At 73.0% G+C, this 21,449-nt stretch carries 21 protein-coding genes and 1 tRNA gene; 9 read left to right on the top strand and 13 right to left on the bottom strand.

What is annotated here, in order from left to right:
• The first annotated feature begins 243 nt into the window (after window positions 1-243).
• A complete protein-coding gene (locus tag Q0817_RS13165) occupies window positions 244-1,599 on the top strand; it encodes an MFS transporter (protein WP_298588838.1) in 1,356 nt (451 codons plus the stop codon).
• Window positions 1,600-1,648: 49 nt separating this feature from the next.
• Here the strand turns inward: Q0817_RS13165 and dcd are convergent, their stop codons facing one another.
• Window positions 1,649-2,224, bottom strand: a complete 576-nt coding sequence (gene dcd / locus Q0817_RS13160) for a dCTP deaminase (RefSeq protein ID WP_298588836.1) — start codon at window positions 2,222-2,224, stop codon at window positions 1,649-1,651.
• A 122-nt stretch (window positions 2,225-2,346) separates the two neighbouring features.
• Between dcd and Q0817_RS13155 the strand changes: the two genes are divergently transcribed.
• The 7 genes from Q0817_RS13155 to ugpC all read left to right on the top strand — a co-directional run bounded on the left by Q0817_RS13155 (window position 2,347) and on the right by ugpC (window position 8,819).
• Window positions 2,347-2,417 (top strand) — tRNA-Gly (locus Q0817_RS13155).
• A gap of 177 nt (window positions 2,418-2,594) precedes the next feature.
• Window positions 2,595-3,041 (top strand): aspartate 1-decarboxylase, encoded by a 447-nt coding sequence (panD, locus tag Q0817_RS13150; protein WP_298588832.1) that lies wholly within the window; start codon window positions 2,595-2,597, stop codon window positions 3,039-3,041.
• Between the two features lie 143 nt (window positions 3,042-3,184).
• Window positions 3,185-4,111: an AEC family transporter gene (locus Q0817_RS13145; RefSeq protein ID WP_298588829.1), complete on the top strand. Its 927-nt coding sequence runs from the start codon at window positions 3,185-3,187 to the stop codon at window positions 4,109-4,111.
• Window positions 4,112-4,355: 244 nt separating this feature from the next.
• Window positions 4,356-5,678, top strand: a complete 1,323-nt coding sequence (locus Q0817_RS13140; RefSeq protein WP_298588826.1) for an extracellular solute-binding protein — start codon at window positions 4,356-4,358, stop codon at window positions 5,676-5,678.
• Window positions 5,675-6,667, top strand: a complete 993-nt coding sequence (locus Q0817_RS13135; protein ID WP_298588823.1) for a carbohydrate ABC transporter permease — start codon at window positions 5,675-5,677, stop codon at window positions 6,665-6,667. The genes Q0817_RS13140 and Q0817_RS13135 overlap by 4 nt, the downstream gene beginning before the upstream one ends.
• 6 nt (window positions 6,668-6,673) lie before the next feature.
• Complete coding sequence (locus Q0817_RS13130; RefSeq protein ID WP_298588820.1) at window positions 6,674-7,507, top strand: carbohydrate ABC transporter permease; 834 nt, start codon at window positions 6,674-6,676, stop codon at window positions 7,505-7,507.
• 52 nt (window positions 7,508-7,559) lie between these two features.
• A complete protein-coding gene (gene ugpC, locus Q0817_RS13125; RefSeq protein ID WP_298588817.1) occupies window positions 7,560-8,819 on the top strand; it encodes an ABC transporter ATP-binding protein in 1,260 nt (419 codons plus the stop codon).
• A 287-nt stretch (window positions 8,820-9,106) separates the two neighbouring features.
• On the opposite strand, the gene Q0817_RS13120 is transcribed toward ugpC, so the two are convergent.
• Window positions 9,107-9,757: a hypothetical protein gene (locus Q0817_RS13120; RefSeq protein WP_298588814.1), complete on the bottom strand. Its 651-nt coding sequence runs from the start codon at window positions 9,755-9,757 to the stop codon at window positions 9,107-9,109.
• Between the two features lie 254 nt (window positions 9,758-10,011).
• Here Q0817_RS13120 and Q0817_RS13115 point away from each other — a divergent pair, with 254 nt between their 5' ends.
• A complete protein-coding gene (locus Q0817_RS13115; protein ID WP_298588812.1) occupies window positions 10,012-10,995 on the top strand; it encodes a hypothetical protein in 984 nt (327 codons plus the stop codon).
• 49 nt (window positions 10,996-11,044) lie between these two features.
• Here Q0817_RS13115 and Q0817_RS13110 read toward each other — a convergent pair whose 3' ends face one another.
• From Q0817_RS13110 to Q0817_RS13060, 11 genes are all read right to left on the bottom strand, one after another.
• Window positions 11,045-12,937: an NHL domain-containing thioredoxin family protein gene (locus Q0817_RS13110; RefSeq protein ID WP_298588809.1), complete on the bottom strand. Its 1,893-nt coding sequence runs from the start codon at window positions 12,935-12,937 to the stop codon at window positions 11,045-11,047.
• 109 nt (window positions 12,938-13,046) lie between these two features.
• Complete coding sequence (locus Q0817_RS13105) at window positions 13,047-15,197, bottom strand: cytochrome c oxidase assembly protein (protein ID WP_298588806.1); 2,151 nt, start codon at window positions 15,195-15,197, stop codon at window positions 13,047-13,049.
• Window positions 15,198-15,304: 107 nt separating this feature from the next.
• Window positions 15,305-16,555, bottom strand: a complete 1,251-nt coding sequence (locus tag Q0817_RS13100; protein ID WP_298588803.1) for a Dyp-type peroxidase — start codon at window positions 16,553-16,555, stop codon at window positions 15,305-15,307.
• A 10-nt stretch (window positions 16,556-16,565) separates the two neighbouring features.
• Window positions 16,566-17,288: a copper chaperone PCu(A)C gene (locus Q0817_RS13095; protein WP_298588800.1), complete on the bottom strand. Its 723-nt coding sequence runs from the start codon at window positions 17,286-17,288 to the stop codon at window positions 16,566-16,568.
• Window positions 17,289-17,421: 133 nt separating this feature from the next.
• Entirely contained in the window at window positions 17,422-17,982 is a 561-nt protein-coding gene (locus Q0817_RS13090; protein WP_298588797.1) for a copper resistance protein CopC, read from the bottom strand.
• 128 nt (window positions 17,983-18,110) lie between these two features.
• A complete protein-coding gene (locus tag Q0817_RS13085) occupies window positions 18,111-18,779 on the bottom strand; it encodes a hypothetical protein (protein WP_298588794.1) in 669 nt (222 codons plus the stop codon).
• 343 nt (window positions 18,780-19,122) lie between these two features.
• Complete coding sequence (locus tag Q0817_RS13080) at window positions 19,123-19,407, bottom strand: HU family DNA-binding protein (RefSeq protein ID WP_031282576.1); 285 nt, start codon at window positions 19,405-19,407, stop codon at window positions 19,123-19,125.
• Window positions 19,408-19,480: 73 nt separating this feature from the next.
• On the bottom strand, window positions 19,481-19,786 hold the full coding sequence (gene rpsN / locus Q0817_RS13075; protein WP_058873832.1) for a 30S ribosomal protein S14: 306 nt from the start codon (window positions 19,784-19,786) through the stop codon (window positions 19,481-19,483).
• A gap of 4 nt (window positions 19,787-19,790) precedes the next feature.
• Window positions 19,791-19,958, bottom strand: a complete 168-nt coding sequence (rpmG, locus tag Q0817_RS13070) for a 50S ribosomal protein L33 (protein ID WP_017832642.1) — start codon at window positions 19,956-19,958, stop codon at window positions 19,791-19,793.
• A gap of 1 nt (window position 19,959) precedes the next feature.
• Complete coding sequence (gene rpmB / locus Q0817_RS13065; RefSeq protein ID WP_047804470.1) at window positions 19,960-20,196, bottom strand: 50S ribosomal protein L28; 237 nt, start codon at window positions 20,194-20,196, stop codon at window positions 19,960-19,962.
• A 325-nt stretch (window positions 20,197-20,521) separates the two neighbouring features.
• Complete coding sequence (locus tag Q0817_RS13060; RefSeq protein ID WP_298588773.1) at window positions 20,522-21,391, bottom strand: SGNH/GDSL hydrolase family protein; 870 nt, start codon at window positions 21,389-21,391, stop codon at window positions 20,522-20,524.
• Between the last annotated feature and the right edge of the window lie 58 nt (window positions 21,392-21,449).

Raw genomic sequence — 21,449 nt, 5'->3', positions numbered from 1 at the left:
GGGCGTCGAGGAGCCCGGACGCGGGCACGGAGGACCTGTGCGAGCACGGGGTGGCCGGGGCGCACCCGGGGGGATCCAGCCTATCAAAGGGGTGTCGCCGCCCCGTGCCCTCGCCTCCCCGTGGTACCTGCGCGCATGCTGCACGTTCCCGGCCGGTTGGCTGGGCAGCGGGACCCGGGTTCCGGGGCCGGCGTCGGCGAGGCCGGCGCCCCGGCCGGGTGCCTCGGGCCTAGCATGACAGCCATGGACGCCACGCCCCCCGGCCCCCCGGCCCCCTCACCGGCCCTTCCCGCGACACCGTTCGCGCCCCGCCGCTCGCACGTGTGGGCGTGGAGCCTGTGGGACGCCGGCTCCGCCGCCTTCAACGCCGTGATGACCACGTTCGTGTTCACGGTCTACCTCACGAGCGCCCCGTTCGGCGGGGAGGACCACGCCTCGGAGGTGCTGGGCTACGGGATCGGCGCCGCCGGCGTCGTCGTCGCCCTGCTGGCCCCCGTGGTGGGACAGCGCAGCGACGGCGCGGGCCGGCGCAAGCTGTGGCTCGGGATCAACACGATGCTGACGGCGCTGCTCACTGCCCTGTGCTTCCTGGTCTATCCCGAGCAGCCGTACCTCTACCTCGGCGTGGGGCTGCTCGCGCTGGCCAACGTCTTCGACGAGTTCGCGGTGGTCAACTACAACGCGATGCTGCCGGGGATCGCGGGCCGCGAGCACATCGGGCGGGTGAGCGGCCAGGGCTGGGCGATGGGCTACTTCGGCGGGATCGTGGCCCTGGCGATCGTGCTCTTCGGGTTCATCACCCCGGGTCTGCTCGGCCTCCCGGAGGAGGACGCCCTCAACGTGCGGGCCGTGGCCCTGTTCTCGGGGCTGTGGATCGCACTGTTCTCGATCCCCGTCCTGCTGGTGGTGCCCGAGATCCGCCCGACCCGGCGGGGCCCGCGCCCGTCCGTGGCCCGCTCCTACCGCCAGCTGTGGCAGACCCTGCGGGGGCTGTACCGGGACGCCCCGCAGACGCTGTGGTTCCTGCTCTCCTCCGCGGTGTTCCGGGACGGGCTCAACGCGGTGTTCACCTTCGGCGGCGTCATCGCGGCCGGCACGTTCGGCTTCACCCTGAGCGAGGTCATCGTCTTCGCGATCGTCGGCAACGTGGCCGCCGGGGTGGGCGCCCTCGTGGGCGGCCGGCTCGACGACCGGGTGGGGCCCAAGCGCGTCATCGTGGCCTCCCTCGTCGGCATCCTGCTCGCCGGGGCGCCGCTGCTCGTCCTCGAGGGCACGGCCGCGTTCTGGGTCTGCGGGCTGCTGCTGTGCCTGTTCGTGGGCCCCGCACAGTCGGCCTCCCGCACGTTCCTCGGCCGGCTCACGCGGACCGGCGAGGAGGGTGCCCTGTTCGGCCTCTACGCCACCACGGGCCGGGCCGTGAGCTTCCTGGCGCCCACCCTGTTCGCGGTGTTCGTCTCCGTGCTCGGCGCGCAGCGCTGGGGGATCCTCGGGATCCTCCTGGTGATCGGCGCCGGCCTGCTCCTGCTGCTGCGAGCGCGCGACCCGAAGACCTCGGCGGCGCCGACCGCCGCCCCGCCGTCCGGGGAGCACGCGGGATAGCAGCTCCTCGGGTGCGGGCCCCCGGAGACGGATCCTCGGCTGCGGGCCCTCAGATGCGGGTGCGGGAGAACCCGAGGTGGCTGCGGGACGCCGTGGGACCGCGCTGCCCCTGGTACCGGTTGGCGTAGGTACCGTCCCCGTACGGGTGCTCCGCGGGCGAGGAGAGCCGGAAGAAGCACAGCTGCCCCACCTTGGAGCCCGGCCACAGCTTGATGGGCAGCGTGGCCATGTTGGACAGCTCGAGCGTGACGTGCCCCGAGAAGCCCGGGTCGATGAACCCCGCCGTGGAGTGGGTCAGCAGCCCCAGGCGCCCCAGCGAGGACTTCCCCTCGAGGCGGGCGGCGATGTCGTCCGGGAGGGTCACCTTCTCGTAGGTGGAGCCGAGCACGAACTCCCCCGGGTGGAGCACGAAGGCCTCGTCCGGGTCGACCTCCACGAGGCGCGTGAGCCCGGGCTGCTCCACGGACGGGTCGATGTGCGCGTACTTGTGGTTGTCGAAGAGCCGGAACCAGCGGTCCAGCCGCACGTCGATGCTCGCGGGCTGGATCAGGGCGGGCTCGTAGGGCTCGAGGACGACCCGGCCGCCGTCGAGCTCCCGCCGGATGTCGCGGTCAGAGATCAGCACGGTCCCCAAGGTATCGCACGGCCGGCGGGGCCGGTCCGCGCCGCGACCGGCCCCGCCGCCGCGGGTGGTGTAGAGTGTGGGATGTCCTCGTCCGGTGCACGCGCCGGACGACCCACGGATGCGCGGCTGTAGCTCAATGGTAGAGCGCACGCTTCCCAAGCCTGATACGCGGGTTCGATTCCCGTCAGCCGCTCTCGCACCGAACGCCCCGAGCCCACCCGGCCGGGGCGTTCGCCGTCTTCGGGGACCGCGCGGTAGGATGTTGCCGCGCCCCGCTCCCCGACCTGCACCGGGGCGGCGAGCGCCCGGACGACCACCCGGGTCCTGCGCCATCATCCGCACCCTGCTCACGAGGAGCCCCTCTCCCGTCATGCTGCGCACCATGTTCAAGGCCAAGATCCACCGTGCCGTCGTGACCCAGGCCGACCTCCACTACGTCGGCTCCGTCACCGTCGACCAGGACCTCCTCGACGCCGCCGACATCCTCCCCGGCGAGCTCGTCTCGATCGTGGACGTCACCAACGGCGCCCGGCTGGAAACCTACACGATCGCCGGCGAGCGCGGCTCGGGCGTCGTCGGGATCAACGGCGCCGCCGCCCACCTCGTGCACCCCGGGGACCTCGTCATCCTCATCAGCTACGCGCAGATGGACGACGCCGAGGCCCGCGCCCACGTGCCGTCGGTGGTCCACGTGGACGCGGACAACCGGATCGTCGAGCTCGGGACGGACCCCGCCGAGGCGATGCTCGACGGCGTCGCGCGCCCCCCGCACTCCCGGCCCCTCGCCGACGCCCGCGCCGACCTGCCCGCGGCCTGACCCGTCCCGGCCCGACCGCGGACGGGCCGGCCGAAGGACGGAAACGGCGGCGGGACGGAACCGGCAACGGGACGGACCCGGCGATGGGATAGAACTGTAGGGGCCCGCGGACGCGGACCCGCAGCAGCGCGAGGGAGGGTCCCGTGGCCGGAGTGTTCTCGGGCTTCTTCATCGTGTGGGTCATCATCCTGACGGGCTACGCCGTGGGCCGGCGGGGTGTGCTGGGCCCGCAGGGGCAGCTGGTGCTGAGCAAGTTCGCCTTCTACGTGGCCAGCCCGCCGCTGCTGTTCCTCACCATCTCCGAGGCCGACATCGCCCGGATCCTCTCCGCCCCCCTGCTGGTCGCCGCGGTCTCGGCGGTGGCCACCGCCCTCGTCTACGCCGGGATCGCCCGGTGGGCGCTGCACCGCGACGCGGCCACCACGCTGATGGGCGCCCAGGCCGCCTCCCAGGTGAACTCCGCCAACCTCGGCATCCCGATCGCCGTGTTCGTGCTCGGGGACGCGACCATGGTGGTGCCCGTCATCCTGTTCCAGCTGGCGCTGAACACCCCCGTCTACCTCACGATCATGGACACCCTCACCGACGGCCGCCGCCCGAGCCCGGGCAGCGTCCTGGGCAACGTGGTCACCAACCCGATGATCGTGGGCTCGGGGCTGGGGATCCTCTTCGCGGTGACCGGCTGGCGGCTGCCGGAGGTGGTGTACGAGCCCGTGGAGCTGGTGGCCGGGGCCTCCATCCCGGCGATGCTGATGGCCTTCGGGATCTCCCTGGTGGGCGCCTCCCCGCTGCGGCGCGGCGGGTCGCCGCGCCGGGACGTGGTCCTGGCCAGCGCGCTGAAGCTCCTGCTCCACCCGGGGCTGGCCTTCCTCTTCGCCCGCTTCGTCCTGGGCCTGGACGGGCACCTGCTCTACTCCGTGGTGGTCATGGCGGCCCTGCCCACCGCCCAGAACATCTACATCGCGGCCGTGCGCTACGGCCGCGCCGAGCAGCTGTGCCGCGACACGGTGCTCGTCACCACCGTGGTCGCCATGCTGACCATGGCGGTCGTGGCCCTGCTGCTCTCCTGAGGCCCGACGCCGGGCCGGCTCCGGACGCGCCCGACCCGCCGGACACACCGGGACACGCCGGGGCACACTGATGCAAACAGTCAGGTTACTGGCCTGTGAGGTAGACCACTCATAGACTGAAAGCTCCGCGCAGGAGTGGTCGACCGGCAGCACCCGAAGCCGATCGTCCCGCCGACCGGGTCCCACAGGATCCCTTCGACGTCCCACGCGGACCGCCACATCGCCGAAGGGGAGGAACAGACCGTTGACCACCACCTCACACCCCCACAGGGCACCGGGCAGGCGACGGCTCAGCGCCGCCGCCGCGCTCGGTGCCGTGGGCGCCCTGCTCATGACGGGGTGCGGTGACGCCGACGCAGGCGCCACCCCGACCCTGACCTGGTACATCAACCCCGACGCCGGCGGCCAGGCGGAGCTCGCCCAGCAGTGCTCCGAGGAGTCCGACGGCCGGTACAACATCGAGACCTCGCTGCTCCCGCGCGACGCCGCGTCGCAGCGCGAGCAGCTCGCCCGGCGCCTGGCCGCCGGGGACACCTCGATGGACATCATGAGCCTGGACCCGCCCTTCATCCCCGAGCTGTCCGAGCCGGGCTTCCTCTCCCCCGTGCCGGGGGATGTCGAGGAGGCCACCACCCAGGACGTCCTGGCGGGCCCGCTCGAGGGTGCCATGTGGAAGGACGAGCTGGTCTCGGTGCCGTTCTGGGCCAACACGCAGCTGCTCTGGTACCGGGAGTCCGTGGCGGAGGCCGCCGGTCTGAACATGGACGAGCCGGTGACCTGGAAGCAGATCATGGACGCCGCCCGGGAGCAGGACAAGTACCTGGGGGTGCAGGGCACGTCGGCGGAGTCGATGACTGTCTGGGTCAACGGCCTGATCAAGTCCGCCGGCGGCGAGATCATCGAGAACCCGGAGGCGCCGGCCGACGAGATCGTGATCGGCATGGATTCGGACGCCGCGCGGAAGGCCGCCGACATCGTCGGCACCATCGGCCGCGACGGGCTCGGCGGGCCGGGCCTGCCGACCGCGGACGAGGGCGCCTCCATGAACCAGTTCCAGTCCGACGACGGCTCCTTCATGGTCAACTGGCCCTTCATCTACGCCGCCACCGCCGCGGCCGTGGAGGAGGGGACCGTGGAGCAGTCCATGTTCGAGGACATCGGGTGGGCCCTGTGGCCCCGGGTGGACGAGGACCAGCCCTCCGCTCCGCCGCTGGGCGGGATCAACCTGGGCGTGGGCGCCACGTCCGAGCACCAGGAGCTGGCGTGGGAGGCCGTGGAGTGCATCGTCCAGCCCGAGAACCAGGCGTACTACTTCGTGAGCAACGGCAACCCGGCGGCGTCCGAGGCCGCCTACGAGGACCCGGAGGTCCGGGAGGCCTTCCCGATGTACGAGACCATCCGTGAGTCCCTCGACCAGGCGGCCCCACGTCCGCAGACCCCCTACTACAACGAGGTCTCCACCGCCATCCAGCAGGAGTGGACGCCGCCCGCGTCCGTCACCGAGAACACGCCCCGTGAGACCTCCGCGTTCATCGAGGCCGTCCTGAAGGGAGACCAGCTGCTATGAGCACCGTCGTCAACCCCAACGCTCCCGGCACCGGCCCCCGGGAGGCCGCGCCCGCGCCCGTGACGGGGCGCCGCAGCGCGAAGCCGCTGATGTCCGACCGGGCCCGGTCGGAGCGCAAGCTCGGCTGGATGCTCGCCGGGCCGGCGTTCATCGTGATGCTCCTCGTCACCATGTACCCGATCCTGCAGGCGCTGTGGGACTCCCTCTTCTCGTTTCGGCTCACCGACCCGGGGAACAAGGAGTTCGTCTTCCTCGGCAACTACGCCACGGTCCTCTCCGACCAGGTGTTCTGGCGGGACCTGGGCGTGACGGTGCTCATCACGGTGGTCACCGTCGTCGTCGAGCTCGTCCTGGGCTTCGCCCTGGCCCTCGTGATGAACAACGCGATCCGCAACACCCGCGGACTGCTGCGCACCGCGATCCTGGTGCCCTACGGCATCATCACCGTGGTCTCGGCCTTCGCCTGGTTCTACGCGTTCGACATCACGACCGGCTACATCAACAACTGGTTCGACTGGGTGCCGGGCATCGGCCCGGACTTCAACTGGTTCTCCAACACCTGGTCGGCCCTGTTCGTGATCATGGCCTCCGAGATCTGGAAGACCACGCCGTTCATCTCGCTGCTGCTGCTCTCCGGCCTGGCCCAGGTGCCGAGCGAGTACACCGAGGCCGCCCGGGTGGACGGCGCCAGCTGGTGGCAGCGGATGTCCCGGGTGATCCTGCCCAACATGAAGGCCGCGATCATGGTGGCCGTCGTGTTCCGTGCTCTGGACGCGTTCCGCATCTTCGACAACATCTTCATCATGACCCAGGGCCAGTACGGCACGGAGACGCTGTCCCTGCTCGCCTACCGCACCTCCATCGGCCGTCTGGAGATCGGGCTCGGCTCCGCGATCTCCGTGATCCTGTTCGTCTGCGTGCTGCTGATCGCCTTCCTCGCCATCAAGGTGTTCAAGGTCGACCTCGCCGGCGCCGGGAAGGGAAGGTAACCGCCCATGTCCACCAAGCAGAAGGTCGGCTGGGCCGTCGTCTCGGTCCTGGTCCTGATCTACGCCCTGTTCCCTGTCCTCTCGATCCTCATGACGTCCTTCAAGACGCCCGCGGACCTGACGTCCGGGAAGTTCCTGCCCACGCAGTGGGTCGGTGAGAACTACGCCGCGATCTTCGTGGGCTCGGCCCGCGACCTGTTCGTGCCGTCGCTGATCAACTCGATCGGCATCTGCCTGATCGCCACGGCCATCGCCGTGGTCCTGGCCACGCTGTGCGCCTATGCGATCGCCCGCCTGGACTTCCCGGGCAAGAAGATGATCCTGACAGTCGCGCTGGCCGTGTCCATGTTCCCGGTCGTCTCGATCGTGACCCCGCTGTTCAACCTGTGGCGCCAGATCGGGCTGTACGACACCTGGCCCGGCCTGATCATCCCCTACCTCTCGCTGACCCTGCCGATCTCGATCTGGACCCTGACGGCGTTCTTCCAGCAGATCCCGTGGGACCTCGAGCGGGCCGCCCAGGTGGACGGCGCCACCACGTGGCAGGCGTTCCGCAAGGTGATCGTGCCGCTGGCCCTTCCCGGCGTCTTCACCACCGCGATCATCGCGTTCTTCATCGCGTGGAACGACTTCGTCTACGGCATCGGTCTCACCTCCACCGAGGCGGCCCGGCCCGTCCCCGCGGCGCTGGCGTTCTTCACCGGCGCCTCGCAGTTCCAGGACCCGGCGGGCGCGATCTCCGCGGCGGCCATCGTCGTCACCATCCCGGTGGTGCTGCTGGTGCTGCTGTTCCAGCGCCAGATCGTCTCCGGACTCACCCAGGGCGCGGTCAAGGGCTGAGCCCGTCCCGCCTCTCGCATCTTCCCGAACCGACCGAAGGACTGAGTTCCAGATGGCATCCATCACCCTCAACCATCTCGTCAAGAAGTACGGCGACGGCTTCCCGGCCGTCAACGACGTGTCCATCGACATCGCCGACGGCGAGTTCCTCATCCTCGTGGGACCCTCCGGCTGCGGCAAGTCCACGCTGCTGCGGATGATCGTGGGCCTCGAGGACATCACCTCCGGGGACCTCCTCATCAACGGGCAGCGCGTCAACGAGAAGGAGCCGCGCGAGCGCAACCTCTCCATGGTGTTCCAGAACTACGCGCTCTACCCCCACCTGACCGTGTACGAGAACATCGCGTTCCCGCTGCGGCTGTCCAAGGGCAAGTTCTCCGACGAGGAGATCGACCGGAAGGTGCGTCACGCCTCGTCGACCCTGGACCTCGACGAGCACCTCGAGCGCAAGCCGGCCAACCTCTCCGGCGGCCAGCGCCAGCGTGTGGCGATGGGCCGGGCGATCGTGCGGGACGCCGACGCGTTCCTGTTCGACGAGCCGCTGTCCAACCTGGACGCGAAGCTGCGCGGGCAGATGCGCACCGAGATCGCCCAGCTCCAGCGGCGGATGGGCATCACGTCGGTCTACGTGACCCACGACCAGACGGAGGCCATGACCCTCGGCGACCGGGTGGCCGTGCTCAAGAAGGGCATCCTGCAGCAGATCGCCTCGCCCCGGGAGCTCTACGAGCAGCCGGCCAACCTGTTCGTGGCGGGGTTCATCGGCTCGCCGTCGATGAACTTCCTCCCGGCGCACGTGAAGGGCGACGTGTTCGACACCCCGCTGGGCGACTTCCCCGTGCCGGACCAGGCGAAGGGCAAACTGCCCACGGACGGGTCGATCGTGCTGCTCGGTCTGCGCCCGGAGCACTTCGAGGACGCCAAGTTCGTGGACGAGGCGAAGGTCTCCCGCGGCACGACCTTCGACGCCGAGTTCACCCACACGGAGTGGATGGGCAACGAGCAGTACGGCTACATCAACTACGAGCAGGACCCCGCGGTCAAGGCGAAGCTCGACGAGCTGGCGCAGGACCTGGACGGGGACGAGATGCACCCGCAGATCGTCGTGGAGCTGGACGCCACCTCCCGCATCCGCGGCGGGGCGAAGGGCCGGATCTGGGTCGACACCCGCCGGATGCACGTCTTCGACCCCGAGACCGGGGAGAACCTGACCCGGGACGCGGAGGCCGGCGCCGAGCTGACCCGCGAGGCCGTCGAGGAGCGCAAGGCCGAGATCGAGCGGGCCCGTCAGGAGCTGGCCACCGCCGGCTGAGCACGGACCGCTCCACCCGGTGCTCGAGGAGCCCGCCGCCCGTTGTCGGGGCGGCGGGCTCCCGCACGTGCGGGCCGCTGCGCCGGAGCTGGATCCTGGGCGGGGCGGGGGCGCAGCCGGCGCACCGGGCTCAGCCGGTGCACGGGGGTCATCCGGTGTCCCGGGCTCGGCCAGTGCCCCCGTGCTCATCCGGCGCGCCCGGCCCGGCCAGTGCCCCGGGATCGGCCGGCGCCCCGGTGGCGCCCCGGGCTCAGCCAGTGCCCCGGGTTCGGCCGGTGCCCCGGCGGTCAGCCGGTGCCCGGCAGGCCGAGCGAGAACCAGGCCACGAGGCCGAGGACGGCGAGCAGCCCTGCGGAGGTCGCGGCGGAGCGCAGCCGCGGGTGCCGGAGCCCCCACGGCACGAGCCGGGGCCAGCGGGCGGCGGCCTCCCGCGCCGTCGCGCGCTCGAGATGGGTGCGGGGCACGCCCAGCGCCACGGCGACGTCCTCGAGGGCGCGGGCGTCCCACACCGCGCCGTCGAGACCCAGGACCCGGCGGCCCGAGCGGCCCGCGGCCCACAGGTGGGGGCGGGCGGCCGGGCGCGCGGCGCCGGACGCCCGGTGCAGGGCGCCGACCGTGACGACGTGCTCGACCTCCTCGAGCGGGGTCGCGGCGAAGCCCACGGTGCGGGAGCGCAGGACGTGGCTGTCCGTGCGGACGACCAGCACGGGGCGCAGCCGGACCCAGCACGCGGCGCCGGCCAGGAGCACGAGCGTGAGCACCACCACCGCGATGCCGGGCGCCGGCCGCCGCGCCCAGAGGAACAGCACGAGCACCGCGACCAGCAGCAGCGGGCCCAGACAGGAGAGCAGGCGCCGGCCGTAGGAGCCCAGCCGCGGGCGCAGCACGGCGCGGACGGGACCGTACTTCTCGGGGACCTGCCGGACGGAGTCGGCCATGGGGAGTCAGCTCCAGACGGGAACGGGAACGGGCTTGAGCTCGGGCTCGGGCTCGGGCTTCGGCTTGGGCTCGGGGGCTCGGGGGCTCGGACTCGGGCTCGGGCTTCGGCTCGCGCTCGGGCTCGGGCCCAGGTTCGGGAAGAGGAAGGGGTGCGGCACGTAGCGTACCCGTCCGGGGCGGCCTGTGCCTTCCGGACGGTCCCGCCCGGCCCGGTGCACGCGCAGGCCGGGAGCCGATCGGTTAGCGTGATCGGATGGAGTCCAACGTCCGCGTGCTCAAGGCCCTCGGGGCCTGGCTGTTCCTCGTCCTGCTCGGCGTGGCGGCCGCCGCCGTCACCATCGCCCTGGTCAACAAATACATGTACGGCCCGGAGACGGACGTGCGGGCGTACTTCGAGGACCTGCGGGACGGGGACGGGGGCGAGGCCCTGGGCCTGCTCAACGCCCGCGTCCCGGACGCCAACGCGGCGATGCTCGACGGCGACCCGCTGGAGGCCTCGGCCGAGGAGCTCGAGGACCTCGAGGTCTCCACCGTCTCGGACGACGGCGAGCGGGCCGTAGTGCGCGCGGACTACACCCTCGACGGCGAGCGGCGCAGCTCCGAGTTCGCCCTGCACCCCGTGGACACGCAGTGGGGCTTCTTCACCGTGTGGGCGTTCGACGAGACGCCGCTGCCCACGGTCACGGTCAGCCTGCCGGGAGCGACCTCGGTGGACATGAACGGCATGTCCGTGGCCCTGCCGGAGTCCTCCGGGGAGTTCTCCGCGTTCTTCCCGGGCGTCTACACGGCCTCCTACACGTCCGAGCTCGTGGCTGCCGAGCCGGTGCGCGCCGTGCTCACCGACCCGGGCCAACAGGCGGAGATCGTCCTGGAGGCCCGGCCGACCGAGGCCCTCGAGCAGGAGGTGGACCGGCAGCTGAAGGAGCACCTCGACGGCTGTGCCGAGCAGAGCGCCCTCTTCCCCTCCGGCTGCCCGTTCTCCTTCGAGTTCGACGGCCGGGTCGCGGGGGACGTGGAGTGGACGATCGAGTCCTATCCGGACCCGGAGATCGTCGTGGGCTCGAAGGGCGGCGGGGGCTGGGCCCTGGAGCCCGCACGGGGCACGGCCCGGATCGCGTTCGACTCCCTCGACCTGTTCACCGGGGACGTCGAACGGCTCGAGCGGACCGTGCCGTTCGAGGTCGCCGCCGACCTCGCCATCGACGGCTCGACCGTGCGGGTCACCCCGCGCGACTGAACCCGGCGCGCGGGGTGCCGCCCGGTCGACGCCGCTCAGGTCACGACGCTCAGTTCACGCCGCGCAGGTCCAGGACCAGTTCGGCATCCCCCTCGGCGTCCAGCACGAAGGGGATGCCCCAGTCCTGCTGGTAGAGGTGGCACGCCGCGTGGTCCGGGATCTCCCCGCCCGGCTCGCCGTCGCACGCCGCGGCGCGCGCCGTGATGTGCAGGACGCCCTCGGTGACGCCGTCCGCCAGCACGAGCTGCCGGCGCAGGCCCTGGGCCGTGCCCGCACCCTCGACGAGCGCCTCCTCGGGCGAGGACGAGATCTTCAGCTGCGTCGGATCGCCCCACCGGTCGTCGAGCTTCTGCCCGGTCGGCGCCGCGAAGCGCACCTCGATCCCGAGCGCCCCCGGGGCGAGCTTCGTGCGCGCCCGCTGGGTCCGCGACGCCCCCTCGTCGACGCGCTGCGCGGCGGCCGGGATCGGCACGCGCACCAGACGGTGGGCGTTGGCCTCGACGACGACGAGCAGCGGCTCCTCCCCCGAGACGTCCAGCAGCACGTCGGAGGGCTCGGCCAGACCGCGGGCCAGGGTGGCCACCTGGCCGGTCCGGGGGTCGTAGTGGCGCACGGCGCCGTTGTAGGTGTCCGCCACGGCCACCGACCCGTCGGGCAGCTGGGTCACGCCCAGGCAGTGCTGCAGGCGCGCCTGGCCGGCGTCGCCGTCGCGGAAGCCGAAGTCGAAGAGCCCCTCGCCCACGGCGGTCTCGACGGCGACGGCCCCGTCGTCGTCGAACCGGAGCACGCGCAGGGCCGAGGTCTCCGAGTCGGCGACCCACACGTTGCCCGCGGAGTCCTCCGCGAGCCCCGAGGACTGCGCGAACCACGCCTCGGCGGAGGGCCCGTCCTTGAGCCCCTCGTCCCCGGTGCCGGCGAGCACGGCGAGCCGTCCGGTCCGCGGGTCGAACGAGAACAGCTGGTGGGTGCCCGCCATGGCCACGATGAGCAGGTCGGCCCGGGCGGACCACACGACGTCCCACGGGGAGGAGAGGGCCACGTCCAGCGGATCGGCGGCGGGGTCGATGTGGTTGGGCTCCGCCCCGCGGGCGCGCTCCTCGTCGAGGAGCCGCTGCACCCCGTTGCCGGCCACCGTGCGCACCTCCCCGGTGGCGAGGTCCAGGCCGCGGAGCCGGTGGTTGACCGAGTCGGCCACGACCACGTCGTAGCCGGCCGCCGCGCGCACCTCCTCGGGCAGCAGCGTGAGCCCCTGGGGCTCGGTGAAGCGCGCGGTCCCCGGGTCCCCGTCCGCGTGGCCCTTCCCCGCGCCGATCACCCGCCGGACGGTCTCGAGGTCGTTGTCGAGCTGGACGAGGCGGTGGTGGCCCGTGTCGGAGACGAGGAACGAGCCGTCCGGCAGCGGCAGCACCTTGCCCGGGAACCGGAGGTCCCCCTCGGGTGCGGGCCGCGGCACGTACGGCCCGTCGCCGCGGTGCAGGGTGCCCCGGGCCTCGTGCTCGGCCACGAGCTCCTCCACGAGGGAGACGAGACCCTGGACGTGGCCCTCCCCCGAGAGGTGCGCCACGATGTAGCCCTCCGGGTCCACGACCACGAGCGTGGGCCAGGCCCGGGCCGTGTACGCGTCCCACGTGGTCAGCTCGGGGTCGTCGAGCACGGGGTGCTGGACCTCGTAGCGGTCCACCGCGGCCGCGAGCGCGTCCGGGTCGGCCTCGTGCTCGAACTTCGGGGAGTGCACGCCCACCGTGACCAGGACGTCGGAGAAGCGCTCCTCGAGGGGCCGCAGCTCGTCGAGCACGTGCAGGCAGTTGATGCAGCAGAAGGACCAGAAGTCCAGCACCACGACCTTGCCGCGCAGCGCGGCCAGGTCGAGGTCCTGGCCGCCGGTGTTGAGCCAGGCGCGGCCCTGCAGCTCGGAGGCGCGGACGCGGGAGGTGAGGCGCATGGAGGGGGATCCTTTCGGGACGGGACGGAGCGGGGCGAAGCAAGCGGAATCGGGACGGAGCGGAGCGGGGCGGGGCGGGCAGGATCGGGACGGAGCGGACGGCCGGGGGTCAGCGCCGGGCAGCGCGGTCGTCGCGCTCCGCGAGCCCGGACATCATCTCGTTGTAGGCCTTGAGCTCGGCGTCGTCCGTGCGGTCGGCCTTGCGGTCCGCACGGCGGTTCTCCTTGGTGCCCTCGATCGCCCACATGATCGCGACGACGACGGCGACGACGACCGTGGGGAACTCGCCGATCCCCCACATGAGGGCCCCGCCGAGCTGCTGGTCCTCGATCGCCGTGCGCCCCCAGTCCCGGCCGGTGTTGCCGAACCAGGAGGCCTGCAGCAGGGTGTCGGAGCCCATGAGGGCCACCCCCACGAAGGCGTGGTAGACCATCGTGGCCAGCAGCAGGACGAGCCGCATCATGTGGCCGGGGCGGTACGGGATGGGGTCCACCCCGATCAGCACGAGCATGAACAGGTACCCGGTGATCAGGAAGTGCACGACCATGAACACGTGGCCCACGTGGTAGTGCAGGGTGAAGTGGAACAGCGGGGTGAAGTAGAAGACCACGATGGAGCCGGCGAAGTTCACGGCCGCGAAGATCGGGTGGGTCACGACCTTGCCGAACCCGGAGTGGACGAGCCGCAGGATCCACTCGCGGGGCCCGCGGGTGCCGTCCGGGCGGGACTCCAGGGCCTTGAGCAGCAGGGTGACCGGCGCGCCCAGGACCAGGAAGATCGGCACGACCATGGTCAGCGCCATGTGCTCGACCATGTGCGCCGAGAACAGGACCCGGCCGTAGACGGCGAACCCGCCCGAGGTGATGTAGAACAGCACCCCGAGCCCGGTGAGCCACGAGAGGGTGCGCAGCACGGACCAGGAGTCCCGGCGCCGGCGCACGCGCACGAACGCCCACAGGTAGACGACCGCGAGGAACACGCAGACCGCGAGCCACAGCCAGTCGATGCGCCACGTGGTGACCCACGAGGCCGCGGTGGGCTCGGGCGGCAGCTCGTACCAGGTGAGGATCAGCGCCGGGGAGGCGTCCGGGGCCAGTTCCTCGGGCACCGGCGGGGCCGTCCGGGACAGGGCCACCGCGACGCCCATGACGGCGCCCATGAGCAGCAGCTCACCCAGCACCAGCTGCCACACGGCGCGGCGGGCCGTGAGCCGGCCGGCCTCGAGGGCGGGGACCAGCCACCGGCGGTGGGCGAGGCCGGCGAGGCCCAGGCCCAGCGTCAGCACGGCCTTGACGAGCACGAGCCCCCCGTAGCCGCTGAAGAGCTGGTCCCAGGAGCCGATGCGCACGGCCGCGTTGACCGTCCCGGAGAGGAGCACGAGGAAGAAGGCGCCGAGGGCGACCGCGGAGAACCGGCGCAGCACCACGGCCGCGATCGGCACGCGCCTCCGCGCCGCGGCCGGCCCTCGGCCCCGCGCGGCCCCCTCGGGCAGGGTCCCGGTGCCGGCGTCCGGGGCGCTCAGCTGCGGGGAGAGCCAGGCGAGCACCGCGAGCCCTCCGGTCCACAGCCCCACGCCCAGCAGGTGCAGGCCCAGGGAGTTGACGGCGCCCATGTGGTCCTCGCCGCCGGCGGAGTGCCCGTTGAGGGCCATCGCGACGAGGGCGGCGCAGGACAGGGCCAGGGTCAGCAGCAGCCCGAGCAGCGCCCGGACCCCGAAGACCAGGGTGGTGACGACGGCGGCCACCACGACGATCGCCGCCTGCGCCTGCCCCGTCGGGATGTCCGTGGTGTAGTGCAGCAGCTGCTGGGTGTAGGTTCCGTCCCCGCCCACGGGCACGCCCGCGACATCGGAGTAGGACAGGACGAGCACGGCCACGGCGGCCACCGTCCAGACCACGGCCGCGGCCTCGGCGAGGCGCATCGTGGAGCTGAAGAGCGGGTGCTCGGGCGCCGGGGCCCGGTCGCCCCGGCGGCGCGCGTCGCGGGTGCTGGGCACGATCCCCACCGCGAACAGCAGGGCGCCCATGACCACCACCAGCGCGCCGTTGTGCACGAGCTCGGCGGCGGGCAGCCCCCAGCGGACCAGCGCCCCCGGGTCGGCCGCGAGCCGGGCCGCGCCCGACCCGGTCCACAGCATCGCCAGGACGAGCGCCGTGAGGGCCACGACGGGCACGGCGGCGAGCCACCAGGGGTCGATCCCCCGGCGGCCCGGCCGGGCTGCGGTGCCGTGGTCGGCGCGCTCGGCCGTCCTCGAACTCATGGTCAGTCTCCTTCATCCGCCCCACGACGACAGGGCGGCCCGTCTCCATTGTCCCCCTCCGCGCGCACGGGCCCGTGCGCGTGTGCCGGAGCCCACACGGACGGGCCTCAGTCCGCGAAGAGCCCGTCCCCCACGAACCCGCCCTCGGCGCAGCCCGGTGGCACGGCGAAGACCGCGGACCCGACCGGCGTGGTCCAGGCGTTGAGCATGTCGAGCTCGTCCAGCCGGCGCTGGATCGGGACGAACTGGCGGTCGACGTCCGAGCAGTAGGCCGCGAAGACCATTCCCGCGTCGCTGATCCCTCCGGCGGTCGCGCCCCGGCCCCGCGAGCCCGAGGCGTCCGCGACGGGCAGGTCGTAGTTGTAGACCCGCCGGTGGATCCGCTCCAGGGGGTCCTCCGAGCGGGAGCGGCGCACGTGGGCGTAGTCCGCGATGACGGGGAAGCCCAGCGGCCCTCGCGCCTCGAGGTCGGGCTCGTCGTGCTCGGCGCCCCCGGTCAGCGGGGCGCCGTCGCTCAGGCGCCGCCCCACGGCGTCCTCGCGGGCCGGGGTGTCCGCCTCGTCCCAGGTGTCCAGGTTCATGGCGATTCGGCGGACGACGAGGGCGGCGCCGTCCTGGATCCACGGCGCGAAGCCGCCGTGGCCGTGGACCACCCGCTCGTACTCCTCGCTGCCGCCCCGGGGGTTGACGGTGCCGTCCACCTGGCCGAAGAGGTTGCGCATGCTCTGCCCGTCGGGGACCGAGCCCACCGTGTGCCGGAACCCGTCCTGCACCCAGCGCACGGCGGCGAAGGAGCGGGCGGCCTTGAGCAGCACCCGTTGGGCGTGCGAGACGGTGAGCCGGTCGTCGGCGCAGATCTGCAGCAGCAGGTCGCCGTCGCTCCACCGCTCCTCGAGCCGGTCGATCGAGAACGCCGGCAGGGGCCGCAGCCAGGCCGGTGCGCGGTCCGGGGCGACCAGTCGGAGCAGCCGCGGCCCGAAGCCGAAGGTGACCGTGAGCCGCGCCGGGTTCTCGGCGAGCCACGGCTCCTGGTCCGCGATCGGTGCCCGGCCCCGGGTCAGGGCGGCGGCGTCCTCGGAGAGCACCCGCAGCAGCCGCCGCACCGCGTCCCGGGTGGTGCCCCGGTGGAGGTCCAGCGCCACGAACGCGGCGAACGCCTGGGGCGCGGTGGCCACCCCGGCCTGGCGGGGGCCGTGGAAGGGCACTGTGGCCTGCCCATGCCTCTGCTGCGCCCGCCGGGGACCCTCCTGCGGCGCCGGGTCGAGGGCACCGGTCCGGCGGGCCGACTCCAGGCCCAGGGCCGAGGCGGCTCCGACGCCGGCGACGCCGCCCGCCACGAGCAGGCGCCTCCGGTTCACGCCGCGGGGCTCACCCACGGCAGCCCGGCAGGTCCGCCGCGGGCGTGGCGTCGGAGGACGGCCCCGTCCCGCTCCCGGTCGCGTGGCCCTCGTCGTGGCCCTCGTCGTTGCCCTCACCGTGGCTCTCGCCCGGGTCGTACTCCTCCTGCGCGCCGGCGTAGTCGCGGATGGCCGCCGTGACTGTCTGCTCCGTCCCGTCCTCGAAGCGCAGCACGAGGTCGACCTCGTCCCCGGCGCGCAGGTCGCAGCGCAGGTCCAGGAGCATGATGTGGTCCGCCCCGGGCTCGAGAGCGTAGGACTCCCCCGGGGCGATGCTGACCGGGTCCTGCATCCGTTGCATGACCGTGCTGCCGGTGTCGGGGTCGAGCACGGTCTCGTGCAGCTCGACCGCCCCGGCGGCGTCCTCGGCGGCCGCGCCGGTGAGCACGACCGGGGCGTCGCCCTCGTTGACGAGGGTGCCGAAGACCCCGGTCATGGCTCCGGCGGAGCCCGCCTTCGCCCAGGCCCGCTCCACGGTGAGCGGCCCCTGCGCGGCGGTGTCCCCGGCGTCGTGCGGGGACGGGCCGCCGGAGACGGACGTGGACCCGGTGGCCGGTGCGGCCTCCTGCGCGGAGGACGCGCACCCCGTGAGCGCGACGGCGCCGAGGGCGAGGACGGTGGTGGTGCGCAGCAGTGCGGTGGACACGGAGCTGGGCACGGATGGGGGCATGGAGATGGGCATGGAGATGGGCATGGTGGCTCCTGGAATGGTGTGCAGCCTGGGACGGTGTGCAGAAGGGTGCGCGACGGCGGCCGCGGGGCGCGGCGACGGCCCGGCGGCGGCCGGCGGATCGGACGGTGTGGGCCCGGGGGCGATCCCGGTCGGTTCAGCTCCGGCGGCGCCGGCGGGAGACGAGGCTCACCAGGCCGAGCACGCCGAGGGCCACGGCCCCGCCCACGACGGCGACGGCCCAGAGCGGGACGTCCCCGGACGAGGTGCGGTCGGCGGCGTCCTGGGCGCGGTCGGCGGTGTCCTCCACCGGGGCGCTCGGGTCCGCCGTGGGCTCGTCGCCGGAGCCGACGTCGTAGGTGAAGGTCCCCTCGATGGGGTGCCCGTCGCTGGAGACGACCCGCCAGACCACGCGGTAGGTCTCGTCCTCCGTCCCGGACCCGGCCAGCGGCTGGACCACCCGGTTGCCCTCCGGCTCGAGCGGGCCGTCCGTCACGGAGCGCCCCTCGGAGTCGGTGACCAGGATCTGGTGGCCGATGTCCATGACCTCCCCGGAGAAGGTGAGCTCGAGCTCTTCCGGCGCGGTGGCCAGGACGGATCCGGGCTCCGGCGAGACGGCGGTGAGCTCGTCGTGCGCGGAGGCGGGCAGGACGGGCAGGAGGGTGAGAGCACCAGCGGCCAGCAGGGTCGCGGTGCGTCGGGTGGTGGACGTGCGCATGAGGTCTCCTCGTGGGCCGGGCGGCGGTGGGCCGGGGCCGCCGGGCCGGAACGGCCGGACGGCGTGCACGGGCCGTCGGACGTCCCGCCGGGGCCCGTCACCCGGGCGGCGCCCCGCGGTCGGCCGGCTCAGCCGGCGGGCAGCGAGGTGGGTCCCGGGAGGAGGACCGGCAGCAGGGGTCGACGGCGGGCGCGCGGCGGCCCGCGATGGGAGCGCACCGGGCGCAGCAGGGACTGGTCGGTCAGCACGTGCGGGCGCCCGGCCCGCACGGCCCGCGGCCGGCCGACGACCACGGGAGCGGACAGGACCTGCCGCCACCGGCGCACCCGCAGCCGGAACGCCTCCAGCAGCACCACGGCCGCGACCTCGCCGTGGCGCATGAGCACGTAGGCGGCCAGCGCGGCCAGCACGTGGGAGACGAGCATCACGGCCCCGCCGTGCTCGGCGTGGGACTGGACCTCCAGCACGAGGGCGGGTCCCGCGCCGGGCGAGCTGCCGGCGGCGCCGTGGTGCCCGGAGAGGTGGGCGGCGTGGGCCACGGTGCTGACACCGTCTGAGCCTGCGAACAGGGCGTGCAGGACGGACTGGCTGAGCAGCACGCCCACCAGCAGGGACGACCGGGAGAGCACCCGGCCGGCCAGGGCCATGCACAGGGGCCCGGACAGGGCCAGGGACAGGAGCACGAGCAGCGCGGGTGGGGCCTGCCCACCGGCGGCCGCGTGGGAGAGGGCGGCGGCGGAGGTGGCGATGGCCGCTCCGGCCCAGCCGCGGGCGAGGCGCCGTGCACGTGGGCTCACGCCTCCACCTCCCGTCTCGTCGCCGGCCGCTCGGTCCGGTGCCCCCATTATGCGCGCCGCCCCCGGAGCCGGGCCAATTGCGGCACTCGCCCCGTTCCGGCAGCGAGCCCGCCACAGCGTCCGAACCGTTCCAGCGCCTGACCCGTTCCAGCGCCTGACCCGCTCCGGCACCGCACCCCTTGCGGCGCCGGGCGGGTCGCGCCCGGGACCGCGGCCCCGCCGGCGCGGGAGTCCGGTACGCCGACCGGACGGTCCGGGGACGCCGAAGGGGCGGCCCCCGCATGGGGGCCGCCCCTTCGGACGAAGCGGTGGGACGCGGTCCGGAGCGGAGCCGCGAGTGTCCCTACTTCTTGGACACGGCCGCCTTGAGCTTGGAACCAGCGGTCAGCTTGACGCCGTGGCCGGCCGGGATCTCGATGGTCTCGCCGGTCTGCGGGTTGCGGCCCGTGCGGGCGGCACGATCGGTGCGCTCGACGGCCAGCCAGCCCGGGATGGTGATCTTCTCACCGGCGGAGACGGACTCCTCGAAGACCTGGAACATCGCGTCCAGGACGCCGTTGACGGCGGCGTTGGTGGTACCGGCCTTCTCGGCGACCTCTGCGACGAGTTCACTGCGGTTCTTAGCCATGTTCATGTCCTCCTGGACTTGGGGTCGTGGGGAAGCGCGGCACGGGGGACCGATCGCGCTCCTGCGTCAGAAATTACCAGCTGGACTTGGAGATGCCGGGCAGTTCGCCGCGGTGAGCCATGTCGCGGAAACGGACGCGGGAGATGCCGAACTTCTGGAGGGTGCCGCGGGGGCGGCCGTCGATCTGGTCCCGGTTGCGCAGGCGGACCGGGGAGGCGTCGCGGGGCAGCTTCTGCAGGCCCAGGCGGGCCTCCTCGCGGGCCTCGTCGGTGGCGTTCTCGTCGACGAGGGTCTTCTTGAGCTCGGCACGCTTCGCGGCGTAGCGCTCGACGACGACCTTGCGCTGCTCGTTCTTGGCGATCTTGGACTTCTTGGCCATGGATTCAGCGCTCCTCGCGGAAATCGACGTGCTTGCGGACGACCGGGTCGTACTTCTTGAGCACCATGCGGTCCGGGTCGTTGCGGCGGTTCTTGCGGGTCACGTAGGTGAAACCGGTGCCGGCGGTGGACTTCAGCTTGATGATGGGACGAACGTCCTTGTCCTTGGCCATGCTAGATCTTCTCCCCACGTGCGATCATGTCGGTCACGACGGCGTCGATGCCGCGGGCGTCGATGACCTTGATGCCCTTGGCGCTGACGTTGAGCGTCACGCTGCGGCGCAGCGACGGCACCCAGTAGCGCTTCTTCTGGATGTTCGGGTCGAACCGGCGCTTGGTACGGCGGTGCGAGTGCGAAATGCTGTGCCCAAAGCCCGGCTGAGCTCCGGTCACCTGGCAGTGCGCTGCCATAGTGTTCTCCTCCAATGTTGACGAAATGACGGCACGCAGTGGGTGCCGCAGTTGATCACTCAGCTGCGGCAACGGGCGTCCCGCCACCTTCAGAATTGCCACCGTTCGCCAACCGGGCCCTCTCGTAAGGCCCGCGGCCGGAACCGGCGAAGGCCTCGCCACGATGAAGACGGTGAAGATCAAGGTGCCGGAAGGTGGACTCCACCACACGACAGCCTTGAAGTCTAGGCCCGGACGGACTTCCCCGCAACCTGACGTCAGGTGTGACCAGCTTCGGGTCAGTCTACCGGCTCCCCCGACCCCCGCAAACCGGGGAACTCCCCGGTCAGCCGCACGGGGCGGGGGCCGCCGCCCCGGTGCGGGGCGCGGGGCCGGCGGGGAGCACCGGACGCGGGAGCAGGGTCGTGTACCCGGGGTGGCGGGCGGTGACCGTGTCCCCGGAGGAGGTCCCGCGCAGCCGCCGCCCGATCCAGGGCAGCAGGTACTCGCGGGCCCAGCGGAGGTCCTCCGTCAGCACGCCCGGGCTCGCGGTGAGCGGCAGCCGGTCCGTGGGCGGGAGCTCCAGGGTGTGGTCCACGCCCAGCAGCTCGAGCATCCGGGCGGCCACGTGGGTGTGCCCCGCGGTCGACATGTGCAGCCGGTCCACCGCCCAGTAGCGCCAGTCCTGCAGGGTGCGCATCCGCCAGTAGTCGAGGACCAGGCAGCCGTGCCGGTCGGCGATCTCCCGGACGTGCTCGTTGTAGAGCGCCTGGCGGGGACGGGTCCAGGACGTGGGGGCGTCCCGGCCGGGGTCGAAGGCCGTGAACAGCACCACCTGGGCGCCGGAGGCCCGCAGCCGGGCGACCGCCTGCTCGTAGACCCCCATGAGCGCGTCCACGTCCGCCCGGGGTCGCAGCAGGTCGTTGCCGCCGGCGTAGAGGCTCACCAGGGTCGGCTGCAGGGCCAGGCACGCCTCCAGCTGCTCTTCCACGATCCCGCGGAGCAGCCGTCCCCGGACCGCGAGGTTCGCGTAGCGGGTGTCCGGGTGGACCGCGGTCAGCTGCTCGGCCACGAGGTCGGCCCAGCCGCGCACCCCGTTGGGGCGCGCGGGGTCGGGGTCGCCCACGCCCTCGGTCATGGAGTCGCCGAGGGCCACGTAGCGGACGGGTCGGACCAGCGGCGCGGCGGCCGGGCGGGGCGTCGTCGGCTCCGTCATGCGGTGTGCTCTCCGTTCGAGGCAGGGGCAGGGCAGGGGCGTGGTGCCGGCGCGGTCG

The sequence above is a fragment of the uncultured Kocuria sp. genome, from assembly GCF_947500125.1.
Lineage (GTDB): Bacteria > Actinomycetota > Actinomycetes > Actinomycetales > Micrococcaceae > Kocuria.
Note: the sequence above shows the minus strand (reverse complement) of the source record. Positions and strands in the feature narration are given on the sequence as shown.